Source organism: Dietzia sp. B44 (assembly GCF_014145245.1).
Taxonomy (GTDB): domain Bacteria; phylum Actinomycetota; class Actinomycetes; order Mycobacteriales; family Mycobacteriaceae; genus Dietzia; species Dietzia natronolimnaea.
This window is the reverse complement of sequence record NZ_JAALEF010000360.1, coordinates 1,379-12,878: the sequence shown is the minus strand read 5'-3', so window position 1 is coordinate 12,878 and position 11,500 is coordinate 1,379. Positions and strand designations below refer to the sequence as shown.

The 11,500-nt window shown below is 70.6% G+C and carries 11 protein-coding genes and 1 riboswitch; of the genes, 5 read left to right on the top strand and 6 right to left on the bottom strand.

Annotation, left to right across the window (positions count from 1 at the left end):
* The 4 genes from G6017_RS11920 to G6017_RS11905 form a co-directional block, all read right to left on the bottom strand.
* Positions 1 to 558, bottom strand: a 558-nt coding sequence (locus G6017_RS11920) for a CNNM domain-containing protein (RefSeq protein ID WP_182617535.1), incomplete at its 3' end; no start/stop codon positions are given.
* Between the two features lie 44 nt (positions 559 to 602).
* Complete coding sequence (locus tag G6017_RS11915; RefSeq protein WP_179523670.1) at positions 603 to 1,961, bottom strand: hemolysin family protein; 1,359 nt, start codon at positions 1,959 to 1,961, stop codon at positions 603 to 605.
* A 184-nt stretch (positions 1,962 to 2,145) separates the two neighbouring features.
* Positions 2,146 to 3,024: a P1 family peptidase gene (locus G6017_RS11910; RefSeq protein ID WP_182617533.1), complete on the bottom strand. Its 879-nt coding sequence runs from the start codon at positions 3,022 to 3,024 to the stop codon at positions 2,146 to 2,148.
* Positions 3,025 to 3,077: 53 nt separating this feature from the next.
* Complete coding sequence (locus G6017_RS11905) at positions 3,078 to 4,337, bottom strand: L,D-transpeptidase (RefSeq protein ID WP_182617531.1); 1,260 nt, start codon at positions 4,335 to 4,337, stop codon at positions 3,078 to 3,080.
* A 250-nt stretch (positions 4,338 to 4,587) separates the two neighbouring features.
* Between G6017_RS11905 and G6017_RS11900 the strand changes: the two genes are divergently transcribed.
* The 3 genes from G6017_RS11900 to G6017_RS11890 all read left to right on the top strand — a co-directional run bounded on the left by G6017_RS11900 (position 4,588) and on the right by G6017_RS11890 (position 6,854).
* Positions 4,588 to 5,250 carry an NAD(P)H-binding protein gene (locus G6017_RS11900; protein ID WP_179523667.1) on the top strand — a complete coding sequence of 221 codons (663 nt, stop codon included), beginning with the start codon at positions 4,588 to 4,590 and terminating at the stop codon, positions 5,248 to 5,250.
* 82 nt (positions 5,251 to 5,332) lie between these two features.
* Complete coding sequence (locus G6017_RS11895) at positions 5,333 to 5,791, top strand: hypothetical protein (RefSeq protein ID WP_182617529.1); 459 nt, start codon at positions 5,333 to 5,335, stop codon at positions 5,789 to 5,791.
* 97 nt (positions 5,792 to 5,888) lie between these two features.
* Positions 5,889 to 6,854: an NADPH:quinone oxidoreductase family protein gene (locus G6017_RS11890; protein WP_182617527.1), complete on the top strand. Its 966-nt coding sequence runs from the start codon at positions 5,889 to 5,891 to the stop codon at positions 6,852 to 6,854.
* A gap of 120 nt (positions 6,855 to 6,974) precedes the next feature.
* Here G6017_RS11890 and G6017_RS11885 read toward each other — a convergent pair whose 3' ends face one another.
* Together G6017_RS11885 and G6017_RS11880 are read right to left on the bottom strand one after the other, a co-directional pair.
* Positions 6,975 to 8,801 carry an acyl-CoA dehydrogenase C-terminal domain-containing protein gene (locus G6017_RS11885; protein ID WP_182617525.1) on the bottom strand — a complete coding sequence of 609 codons (1,827 nt, stop codon included), beginning with the start codon at positions 8,799 to 8,801 and terminating at the stop codon, positions 6,975 to 6,977.
* 109 nt (positions 8,802 to 8,910) lie between these two features.
* Positions 8,911 to 10,071, bottom strand: coding sequence for a pyridoxal phosphate-dependent aminotransferase (locus G6017_RS11880; protein WP_182617523.1), 1,161 nt, complete (start codon positions 10,069 to 10,071; stop codon positions 8,911 to 8,913).
* A gap of 45 nt (positions 10,072 to 10,116) precedes the next feature.
* Between G6017_RS11880 and G6017_RS11875 the strand changes: the two genes are divergently transcribed.
* Together G6017_RS11875 and G6017_RS11870 are read left to right on the top strand one after the other, a co-directional pair.
* Positions 10,117 to 10,578 (top strand): Rieske (2Fe-2S) protein, encoded by a 462-nt coding sequence (locus tag G6017_RS11875; protein WP_182617521.1) that lies wholly within the window; start codon positions 10,117 to 10,119, stop codon positions 10,576 to 10,578.
* Positions 10,579 to 10,755: 177 nt separating this feature from the next.
* Positions 10,756 to 10,949: riboswitch (FMN riboswitch) on the top strand.
* 93 nt (positions 10,950 to 11,042) lie between these two features.
* Positions 11,043 to 11,500: nicotinamide mononucleotide transporter family protein (locus tag G6017_RS11870; protein WP_182617519.1), on the top strand; the 458-nt coding region annotated here is incomplete at its 3' end.

The following is an 11,500-nucleotide window of genomic DNA, read 5'->3' as shown; positions in this document are numbered from 1 at the left end:
CCTCAGGGAGTCGGCGTCCTGCCCGGAGGCCACCTCGTCGCGGGTCTCCACCCCGATCCGGTGGAGGATCCGGTTGGCGAGGGTGTTGAGCATCACCAGCAGCGGGCGGGTGATCCAGAGGAAGCCCCGCATCGGTATCGCCAACAGCGTGGCCGAGTACTCGGGGTGCGTGATGGACCACGACTTGGGAGCCATCTCGCCCACCACGAGGTGCAGGAACGTGACGATGAGCAGGGCGATGACGAACGCGATGACGTCGGACGTCCAGTAGGGCAGGCCCCAGCCGGCGAACACCGGGGTGAGCCAGTGGTGGACAGCGGGCTTGGTGATGGAGCCGAGCGCCAGTGCGCACAGCGTGATCCCGAGTTGGGATCCCGCCAGCAGGAGCGTGAGCTCGGAGGCGTTGCGCAGGGCGGCCCGGGCGGAGGCGCTCGACGCCGCCGCGTCCTCGAGGCGGTGGCGACGCGCGGAGATCAGCGAGAACTCGACGGCGACGAAGAACGCGGACGCCGCGATGAGGACGATCGTGGCGAGCACCACGACGAGCGGGTTGCTCATGAGGCCCGATCCGGCCTCGGCGGCGAGCAGGGTGGTGGTGGGGTTCATCGCGCGGCCTCCTCGACCACGACGTGCAGTTCGGCCGGCACGCGTCGTTCGATCCGGCGCACCTCGGTCCGGAGGACCCGGTCCGCGGAGAACTCCTCCAACACGTCCGTGTCGGGGAGGGGGATGTCGACACGGTCGCCCAGCTCGGGCAGGTCACCGGTCGTCTCGACCACCAGCCCGCCGAGCGTCTCGGCGTCCACCTCGGGCAGGGTGATCTCGAGCAGGCGTTCCACCTCGTCGAGATGGGTGTCGCCGGACAGGAGCCAGCCCAGACCCTCGCTGACCGGGGTCCCGGCGGCGAGCTGGGGATCGTGCTCGTCCGCGATCTCGCCGACGATCTCCTCTGCCATGTCCTCCATCGTCACGACGCCGGCGAAGCCGCCGTACTCGTCCACCACCACGGCCATCTCCGACTTCTCGGCGCTCAGGCGGGCGGCCACCTCCGGCAGGGGCAGGGAGGTGGGCACGATGATCGGCGCCCGCATCAGGGCGGACACCGCGGTGAGATCGGCCTGGTCGTCGTCGCACACCGAGAGCAGATCGTGGAGGTCCACGATGCCGATCACGTCGTCGGAGTCGTCGCCGACGACCGGGTAGCGGGTGTGGCCGGTGGCCATCTTGGACAGGACCTCGTTGACCGTGTCCTCCGCGCGGACCACATCGGTGCGGCTCCGCGGGATCATGGCGTGCTCGGCGGGTTGTCCGGGGAAGTCGAGCATCCTGTCCAACAGGTCGCTGAGCTCCTCGGACAACTCGCCGGTCTCTTCGGACTCGGCGACGATGTGCTCCAGGTCGCGGGCGGTGGCGGAGTGCTCCTTGTCATGCACCGGCTCGATACCCACGGCCTTGAGCAGCGCCTCGGACGCCTTGTCGAACAGACCGATGAGCCAGCCGAACAGAGCGAGGTAGATCGTGGTGGACCGGGCCAGCCAGCGTGCGACCGGCTCCGGCTTGGCGATGGCCAGGTTCTTGGGCACCAACTCGCCGAAGATCATCTGCACGACCGTCGAGAAGAGCAGTGCCAGCACCGTGCCGACCACCACGCCGACTCCCTGCGGCACGGACGCCAGGCCGAGGAGTTCGCCGATCGAGCGGCCGATGAGCGGTTCGGCCACGTAACCGACGACCAGGGTGGTGACGGTGATACCGAGCTGGGCGCCCGAGAGCATGAAGGATGTTCGTCTGGTCACGCCGAGGACGCGTGCCGCCGCCGGGTCGCCCTTCTCCGCCGCGGCCCCCATCCGGGAGCGGTCGACGGCCATGAACGCGAACTCCTGGGCCACGAAGTAGCCCGTGAGCGCGGTGATCGCCAGGACCACCACGACTCCGACGAGTAGTGAGAGCGCGATGCTCATCCGGTGTTCCCCCTTCCGAGAAGGGGGCTGATAGATCGGGCCGGTGTATCGGCTCGGCTCACTGGAAGTGCTCCTGCGCTTTCGTCGGGGTCGCCCACGGGCCGGTGCCCGGGGTGACTACCGATTGTCCCGCCCATCGCCGGAAATGTCGACTCCGTTCCGGCGTATGGCGTCGCCGGGCGTGTCAGTGACCGGCGGAGCGTATCGCCCGGGAGACGGCGTCCAGCGCCATCAGGCGGACCGTGTCGACGTCGGCGGCCACCTCGCCGGTGGCCACGGCGACGAAACCGTCACCGTCGTACCGGGTGTGCGGCGGAGTCAGCGCCCGGGAGAGCCCGTCGTGGGCGCCCTGTGCGACGACGAAGCACGCGGTCTTGTCCAACCTCGCGTTGGTCATCACCACTCCGATGGTGGTGTGGACCCGATCGGAGGTGTAGTCGAACGGCGGGACCAGGTTCGCGACACTGTCGAGGTCGACCTCGGTGCCTCCCGGGTCGACGTCCCCGTAGGCGTTCACCGCGCACAGCGCCCCCACGACCAGGTCGCCCAGTGTGCTCTCCGCGTACCGGATCCCGCCCGCGCGGAGGTTCTCCACCCCGCGCCACTGCGACGTGAACGCCCCGGTCCCCGCACCGAGCTGCCCCACCTCGAACCGCGGCCCGCTCGCCGCGACCGCGGCGGAGTAGCCGTCCTCCGCCGTCGGCCGGACCTTCGGGTCGCCGACCCCGAGGTCGAACAGCGCCAGGGTCGGTACGATCGGGACGCGTCCACCGGGAGTGGGCACGCCCCGCCCGGCCTCCTCGAGGAACCGCATCACCCCCTCGGCGGCGGCCAGGCCGAACGCCGATCCGCCGGTGAGGAGGACCGCGTCGATCGAGGTGACGGCCTTGTCGGGGGCGAGTGCATCGAGGTCGCGGGTCGCCGGGGCGCCACCGCGCACCTCTCGTGAGGCCACCGCCCCCTCGGGGAGGAGCACCACCGTGCACCCCGTCATCGCCGACGGGTCCGTCCAGTGGCCGATCGAGACTCCGGGCAGGCGGGTCCGGGGTGTGCGGGGCTCCATCGGGCAAAATTAGCGTGCCGACCATCCGACCGGCAACGGTGTCGACCGGCCCCTCAGTCGGCGGAACCCTTCTGCCAGGTGCTCCACGGAACAGCCCAGTCGCCGTTCTGCCAGATCCCCTGCTCCGGGCCGCCGGTGTTGCGGACCTCGACGATGTCCCCGGCGACCGCCTGGTCGAAGTACCAGGACGCGTCGTCCGGGGAGAGGTTGAGGCATCCGTGCGAGACGTTGGTGTTGCCCTGGGCCCACATCGACGAGGCGAGGGCGTGGAAGTAGATGCCCTCGTTGGTGAGACGGACCCCGTGGTCGACGGTCACCTTGTAGCCGACGTCCAGCGGCAGACCGTAGGTCGACGAGTCCATGAGCACCGAGCTGGCCTTGTCGAGGACCGTGTAGACGCCCCGCTGGGTCCAGAAGTGCATGCTCACACCGTTGTAGGTCGCCCACCCGCCCTTGCCCATCGACGTGGGCATGGTCTTGACCAGCTCCTGGTTGTGGAACACCGAGACCGTCTTGGTGACGTCGTCGGCGATGGCCACCCGTCGGTCACCGATGGTGAAGTCGACCTCCGCGCCCTCTCCGCCCCACTGGCCGCCGCCGAGGTTCCGGCCCTCGGTGTCCAGGTCCACGTGGACCCGGGTGCCGGTGGCGTAGTAGTCCCTCGGGCGCCAGTGCGCGGTGGTGTCGTCGAGCCAGAACCAGTTGCCCTCGACCGCGGGCTCGGTGGTGACCGTCATGTGCTTCTCCACGGTGGCGCGGTCGGCCACCGGCTGATCGAATCTGGCGCCCACGATGATCCCGACGCCGTACTCCCGGCCCGACTCCAGTGCGCCACCGCCCGGGGTGACCAGTGTGGGGCTGATGATGGACTGAGGATTGGCCATGGTGAACGTGCGAGTGTCGGTCCTCGGGCCCCCCGTCGCACCCCGATAGGTGACGTCCAGGGTGTAGGTGCGCCCGTACCCGAGGGTGACCGCCGGCTCCCACGAGGTCGCGTCCCGTGACAACTCGCCCTCGATCTCCTTGCCCGCGTCGTTGGTGAGGACCACCTCGGTCAGGGAACCGTTCTCGACCCGGGCCCGGACGCCGTCCACCACGGCGACCTCCGTGGCCCCGTCGACCGGGGTGACCTGGAGTGTCGCCGGAACCGGAGCCTGAGACGTCTCGGTCGGGGTGGTCTCCCCGGCCGAACCGGTGGGGACGGGGATGGTGCATCCGGTCGCGATGAGCAGGAGGGCCAGTAGCCCGGCGAGGATGACGAGGGGGACCTGCGCCGCCGAGCGCGAGAGGTACCCGGACCGGGACAAGGACATGCGTGACTCCGAGACAGAACTGGGGGTGTACCGGTGAGCACCGGCTTATGTGCACATGATGCACGCCGGGTCCGACACGACGCGAACCCACACGGGCGCCTCCGGCGTGTCGTTGTGGAGTTGTGACCGGATCGGGCCGGGAGGTCCCCGAAATGTGAGCTGCGTCTCGGGTGGCGGGGTGCCGGCCACGGTCCCGCGCCGCGCCACCGAGGAGGCGCACGGAGCGGGGCGGAGGAGTACAACGGAGGCCATGAGTATCGAACGCCCTGTGACCATCATCGGCGGCCACGGCAAGGTCGCCCTCCGCGCCGCCCGGATCCTGTCGGAGGCGGGTGCCCAGGTCAACTCCGTCATCCGGAATCCGGACCAGGCCGATGACATCCGCGAGGTGGGCGCGACTCCCGTCGTCGCGGATGTCGAGACGCTCGACGTGGAGGGCCTGCGGGAGGTGCTGCGCGACAGCGGCTCCGTGGTGTGGGCCGCCGGCGCCGGTGGCGGGAGCGCCGACCGCACCTACGCGGTCGACCGCGACGCGGCGATCCGCTCCATGGACGCCTCCGCGGAGGAGGGCGTCGAGAGGTACGTCATGATCTCCTATGACGGGGCCCGCACCGACCACGGGGTGCCCGAGGACGATCCGTTCTTCCCGTACGCCCAGGCCAAGGCCGCCGCGGATGCCCATCTCCGGGAGTCGGACCTGCAGTGGACGATCCTCGGTCCGGGGATGCTCACCGACGACACCGGCGGGGAGACGATCGGCGTGGGCGCCGACAAGCGGGACGACCGCGCCACGAGCCGGGACGTCGTGGCCGCCGTCACGGCGGCCGTCCTGCGACGGCCGGACACCATCGGTCGCACGATCGAGTTCTCCGACGGTGAGACCCCCATCGGTGAGGCACTGACCAGGGAGTGACGCGCGGGTGACCCGGCGGGGACCGGTCGCCCACCGGGTGGGCGGGGCCCCGCGCCGGGGGCGGCACGGCTATCCTCGACCGGTGCGGATCCTGGTAGGCGGCTCGTGGATCACCGTGTCCTGCGCACTTCTCACCGCGTTGTGGAGCGTCCCGCAGTTCCTGGCGACCGGCACCGTCACCCTGAGTTCGCACCCACTCTTCGTGATCCTGTTCCTGTTCCCCGCGCAGATCGGGGTGCCGGTGTGCCTGCTCGTGGCACTGAACTCGGTACTGCTGCTCTCCCGCGGCCGCCTGGTCACCAGTCCGCGACGGTTCCTGGCCGGGGGCCAGGTCCTCACTGTCGCGCTGTTGGGCATCTGCGCGTTGCTCCTGGTCCTGCCGACCACGTTCGGGCGGGAGTTCATCGTGATGGCGCTGGCCTTCCAGGTGGGGCAGGTCGTGGTGGCCGTGGGCCTCGCACTCCATCTCCTGCGCCGCCGGAGGTTCCGCAGCCGCCCGGAGACGGCCGATCCGACCCCGCCGGTGCCCACCGACCCGTGAACCCGGGCCCACCGACCCGTGAACCCGGGCCCTCTGACCCGTGACACGGTCGGCCCTGTCCCGGCGAGGCGGGTGTCCGGGCTGACACTATGGGTCCATGCGAGCCATCCACATCTCATCCCATGACGGACCCGCCGCCCTCGAGGTGGTCGACCTCCCCGAGCCGGAGCCGGGGGCGGTCCTCATCGACGTCCACGCCGCAGGGGTGACCTTCCCCGAGGTGCTCCAGACCCGCGGGAAGTACCAGATGTCGCCCCCGCTGCCCTTCGTTCCCGGCTCGGAGGTGGCCGGCGTGGTCCGCTCCGCTCCCGAGGGCTCCGGTTTCGCCGCAGGCGACCGTGTGTGCGCCTTCCCCGGACTCGGCGGCTTCGCCGAGGTGGTCTCCACGGATCCCTCACAGGTGTTCCGGCTGCCCGACTCGTTGACCTTCGCCCAGGGTGCGTCCATCCCCATGAACGTCCTCACCGTGCACTTCGCGCTGGCCCACCGCGGCCGGCTCCAGCCCGGGGAGACGGTTCTCGTGCACGGCGCGGGTGGCGGGATCGGGATCGCCGCCACGCAGTTCGCCGTCGCGTCCGGCGCCCGCGTGATCGCGGTGGCCTCCACCGGGGACAAGCGGGAACTGGCCCTCAAGGCAGGCGCGTCCGACGCCATCGCGCCGGAGGGGTTCAAGGACGCGGTGAAGGAGCTCACCGGCGGGAAGGGTGTCGACATCGTCGTCGACCCCGTGGGCGGTGACCGCTTCACCGACTCCATCCGGTCCCTCGGACAGGAGGGCCGGATCCTCGTGATCGGCTTCACCGGTGGCGAGATCCCCACGGTCAAGGTCAACCGACTGCTGCTCGGGAACAAGAGCGCCGTCGGGGTGGGCTGGGGCGAGTACTGGATGAGCAACCCCGGTTACCTGCAGAAGCAGTGGGCCGAGGTGGAGCCGCTGTTGGCCGCCGGGAAGCTCGACCCGCTCGTCGGTGCGGAGTTCCCGCTGGACAAGGCCACCGAGGCCCTCGAGCTCATGGACGGCCGTGGCGCGGTCGGCAAGATCGTGCTCACCACCGGACGCTGAGCGACCTCCGGCCCGGAAGCCCCGTCGAGGCCGTAGCGCCATCGACAAGAGCGTTCCGCGCACCCCGCTCTCGGCGGATGTGTGCGGAACGCTCTGCACGACGAGCTGGCGGGGCCGACTCTAGAAGGCGCCCTCCGGCATCCGCATGACGTCCAGCTCCAGGGCCTCGATGGTGGCGCGGGCGGCGGCGACCTGCGGCAGGTGAGCCCGCGCGAAATGGCCGGCCACCACGACCTTGCCGGTGTAGAAGTCGTGGTCGTCGCCCGTGGCGTCGGGAAGTCGGCTCGACGCCACCGTCGCCTCGCGCAGCAGCATCCACCCCACCAGGAGGTCGCCGACCGCCATGAGCAACGGCACCGCGCCGAGCCCGATCAGGTAGAGCGACTCCGGATCCTCCTGAGCTGACATGAGGTGCCCGGTCAGGGTGCCGACCATGGACTCCACGTCCGCCAGGGCGGTCGCCACCGCCGTGCGCACGGCGTCGAGATCGTCGGGTCCGACCTCGTCGACCGTCCGGTGGATCTGCGCAGCGAGGTGGCCGAGCGCGGTCCCGCCGTCGCGGACGATCTTGCGGAAGAAGAAGTCCTGCGCCTGGATGGCGGTGGTGCCCTCGTAGAGGGAGTCGATCTTGGCGTCGCGGAGGTACTGCTCGAGCGGGTAGTCCCTGAGGTACCCGGAGCCGCCGAAGCACTGCAGCGACTCCGCCAGGCACTGGTAGGACCGCTCGGACCCCACGCCCTTGACGATCGGCAGCAACAGGTCGTTGACGGTGTGCGCCAACTCGGGTCCGGCGCCCGAGACGACCTCCGCGGCCACGACGTCCTGGTGGGCGGCCGCGTAGAGGTACACCGCGCGGAGGCCCTCCGCGTACGCCTTCTGGGTGAGCAGCGACCGCCGCACGTCGGGGTGGTGGATGACGGTGACCTTCCCGGCATCGGGCTTTCCGGCGTCGGCCATGTCGTTGCCCTGCACGCGCTCCCGGGCGAACTCCAGTGCGTTGAGGTACCCGGTGGACAGGGTGGAGATCGCCTTGGTCCCCACCATCATCCGTGCGGCCTCGATGGTCTTGAACATCTGCTTGATGCCCAGGTGGGAGTCCCCTGCGAGGTACCCGACCGCCGGCCGGCCGTGTGCACCGAACGCCACCTCGCACGTCGCGGAGGCGGTGAGCCCCATCTTCTTCTCGATCCCGGTGACGTAGACGCCGTTGCGCTGGCCGGGCGCCGCGGTCTCGGGGTCCGGCAGGTACTTGGGGACCAGGAAGTAGCTCAGGCCCTTGGTGCCGGGGCCCGCCCCCTCGGGCCGGGCGAGCACCTGGTGCCAGATGTTCTCGAACAGGTCGCCGGAGTCGGCGCCGGTGATGAACCGCTTGGCGCCCTCGATGTGCCAGGTGCCGTCGGGCTGCTCGATCGCCTTGGCTCGAACGGCACCCACGTCCGAGCCCACCTCGGCCTCGGTGAGCATCATGGACGAACCGTGGTTGCGGTCGATGATCCGGGCGGCCCACTTCTGCTGCTGCTCGTTGCCGATGGTGTGCATGATCTCGGCGAACAGCGGTCCGGACAGGTACATGAAGATCGACGGGTTGGCCCCGAGGAGGAACTCCGTGATCGCCCAGGTGACCATGCGGGGGGCCGCGACGCCGCCGACGGCGGGGTCCACGCCGACCAGGCCCCAGCCGGCCTCCTGCCACGCGCGGACCGAGGCCACGTACTCCGGCGGGAGCGTGACCTCGTGGGTTTCCGGGTCGAACCCGGGGGGGTTTCGGTCGGCGACGGAGAACGAGGCAGCCACGGGCCCCTCCGCCAGGGCGGCGGCCTCCCGCAGCATGGTGCGCACCGTCTCGCCGTCGAGCTCCGTGTCGTCCCGCTCGAGGATCTCGTCGAGGCCGAACACCTCGAACAGGACGAACTCCAGGTCACGCGGGTTGCTGCGGTAGTGGGACACTCGGGTACTCCTCGTCGACGCACGGGCGCGCCGCCCGGCGCGTCAGGGACCTACCGTAGAGCCTGGCAGGCACGTGCGCGAGTCCGTCCGGAGCGTGCTCCGATTCGCCTCAGTTCGCCAGCGTGCGGAGCCTCCGCCCGGCCTCGTCGAGGACCTCGGGCCGTTTGCAGAACGCGAACCGCACCAGGTGCGACCATTCGCCGGAGTAGGCGTCGGTGAACGGCGCGAACGGCACCGCCGCCACGCCGATCCGGCCGGGCAACTCCAGACACCAGGACGCGGCGTCGGTGACGCCGAGCGGTCGCGGATCCGCGGTGAGGAAATAGGTCCCCTGGGTGACGGCGAGGTCCAGCCCGACCCCCGTGAGGATGTCCACCAGCTGGTCCCGCCGGTCCTGCATCTGCGCCCGTAGCGCCCGGATCCACCCGTCCTCGTGACGAAGGGCGTGGGCGACCGCCAGCTGCAGCGGTGTGCCGGCGGTGTAGCTCATGTACTGCTTGGCGGCCCGGACGCCCGCGATCAGCCCGGCCGGCCCGGTCACCCATCCGATCTTCCAGCCGGTGCAGTTGAGCATCTTGCCCGCGCTCGAGATCCGCAGGGTCCGCGCGGCCATCCCCGGCAGGGTGGCGATCGAGACGTGCTCGTTGTCGTCGTAGGTCAGGTGTTCGTAGACCTCGTCCGAGATCGCGATCGCGTCGAACTCGTGGCACAACGCCGCGATCTGCTCGAGGTCCTCCCGCGGCAGCACCGCTCCGGTGGGGTTGTGCGGCGAATTGACCAGCACGGCCCGCGTCCGCGGGGAGAACGCCGCCCGCAGGGAGTCCACGTCGAGGCGGTAGCGGCCGGACGAGCGGACCATCCTCGCCGCGCGCCTGGTGGCGCCGGCCATCGCGACGGTGGCGGCGTAGGAGTCGTAGTACGGCTCGATCACCACCACCTCGTCGTGAGGCTCCACCAGGCCCACCACCGCACCGGCGATCGCCTCGGTCGCACCGACCGTCACCAGCACCTCGGTGTCCGGGTCGTGGACCAGACCCGTGTGCGCGGTCTCGTGGGCGACGATCGCGTGCCGGAGCTCGGGCACCCCCGTCCCGGGTGGGTACTGGTTGTGGCCCTCGCGCAGGGCGCGCACGGCGGCCTCGATCATCGACGCGGGGCCGTCGGTGTCCGGGAAGCCCTGCCCCAGGTTGACGGCCTCGAACCGCACGGCAAGTTGGGTGACCTCGGAGAAGATCGTGGTGGCGTGGGGCTCGAGGCGGCGGACGGTCATGTCGCCAGCCTAGGTCCGCCGTCGGCGCCCGATATGATGGACTGCATGACCGAGCACCCCGCCGCCGCATCCGTCTCCGTCGGACCGTGCACGCAGCGCCGCACCGTCCTGGCAGCCCTGCCCGGGATCATCCTGCTACCGGGGATCGTCTCGGCGTGCGGGATGACCGAGCCCGCGGAGCCGCCGTCCACCGTCCAGCAGACCACCGAGGTCCCGCCGTCCACGATCCCTGCCTCGGACGTGCCCGTCGGCACCGCCAAGCAGGTCAAGTCGGGGGATGCGACGGTGATCGTCGCGCAGCCCACCGAGGGTGAGTTCGTCGCGTACTCGGCCCGCTGCACCCATCAGGGTGGGACCGTCCAGGTGGTCCGCGACCTGCACCTCCGGTGCCCGCTCCACGGTGCCGAGTACGACGCGACCGACGGCAGCAACACCCTCGCGCCGGCCCCGCGTCCGCTCGACGTGGTCCCGGTGACCGAGTCGAACGGCCAACTGACGATCGGCTGACCCGCGGCGGGGGGCACCAGCGCCCTCCCCTCGTCGAGAAGGGCGTTCCGCACCCGTCGGCCGAGTGAAAATGCGTGGAACGCTCTTATCGACGGTGCGCTTATCGACAGCGTGCCGCCCCGCGCCTCCCCGGGACGCGGGAGTTGCGGCGCCGCACCCGACAGGAGTAGAACGAGAACACGTTCTCAGGGCGGGGTGCAATTCCCCACCGGCGGTGATGTCACCGGTCCCATGACCGGCGGCGAGCCCGCGAGCGCCCCGCACACGCGGCGGGCCGGACATCGAGTCCGGCCGGGCCGCATGCGCGGGGGTCAGCAGACCCGGTGTGATCCCGGGGCCGACGGTCATAGTCCGGATGGAAGAGAACAACGTGTCCCCGAGGGACCGCGGCCCGGCCGTGGAACCGTGGGCGATGCGGCATAAGCCCTGGGCCGTCTGTGTTGAGCCCGTGAAAGGGGCACACGATGAGCCTTCTCGTCTCATTCCTCGACGCGCAGTTGATGATCGGCGGAGTGCCGATCCTGTGGCGCGAGATCATCGGCAATGTCTTCGGCCTGGCCGCCGCGATCGGCGGGATGCGCCGCGTGGTGTGGGCCTGGCCGGTGGGGATCGTCGGCAACCTCACGCTGCTCACCGTCTTCCTCGGCGGCGTCTTCCACACCCCGCAGGACGTCGACCTCTACGGTCAGGCCGGACGGCAGGTCATGTTCCTCGCCGTCGGGCTCTACGGCTGGTGGCGCTGGTCGCGGGACCGTCGGATCAGCGCGGCCCTGCCCGGGCAGGCGGGGGTCGAGGCCGTCGCGGTCCATCCGCACTGGGCCACGGGCCGGCAGCGGGCGGGGCTCGTCGCAGGGATGATCGTCGGCACGCTGGTCTTCGGCTGGATCTTCTCCGAGCTCGGGTCGTGGGGCCCGTGGGCGGA

What these genes read in the sequence shown, in the direction of transcription:
- G6017_RS11915 (WP_179523670.1), bottom strand. Translation starts at nt 1,961, where the DNA reads ATGAGCATCGCGCTCTCACTACTCGTCGGAGTCGTGGTGGTCCTGGCG.
- G6017_RS11890 (WP_182617527.1), top strand. Translation starts at nt 5,889, where the DNA reads ATGCGAGCCATCCACATCTCATCCCATGACGGACCCGCCGCCCTCGAG.
- G6017_RS11880 (WP_182617523.1), bottom strand. Translation starts at nt 10,071, where the DNA reads ATGACCGTCCGCCGCCTCGAGCCCCACGCCACCACGATCTTCTCCGAG.
- G6017_RS11900 (WP_179523667.1), top strand. Translation starts at nt 4,588, where the DNA reads ATGAGTATCGAACGCCCTGTGACCATCATCGGCGGCCACGGCAAGGTC.
- G6017_RS11905 (WP_182617531.1), bottom strand. Translation starts at nt 4,337, where the DNA reads ATGTCCTTGTCCCGGTCCGGGTACCTCTCGCGCTCGGCGGCGCAGGTC.
- G6017_RS11910 (WP_182617533.1), bottom strand. Translation starts at nt 3,024, where the DNA reads ATGGAGCCCCGCACACCCCGGACCCGCCTGCCCGGAGTCTCGATCGGC.
- G6017_RS11875 (WP_182617521.1), top strand. Translation starts at nt 10,117, where the DNA reads ATGACCGAGCACCCCGCCGCCGCATCCGTCTCCGTCGGACCGTGCACG.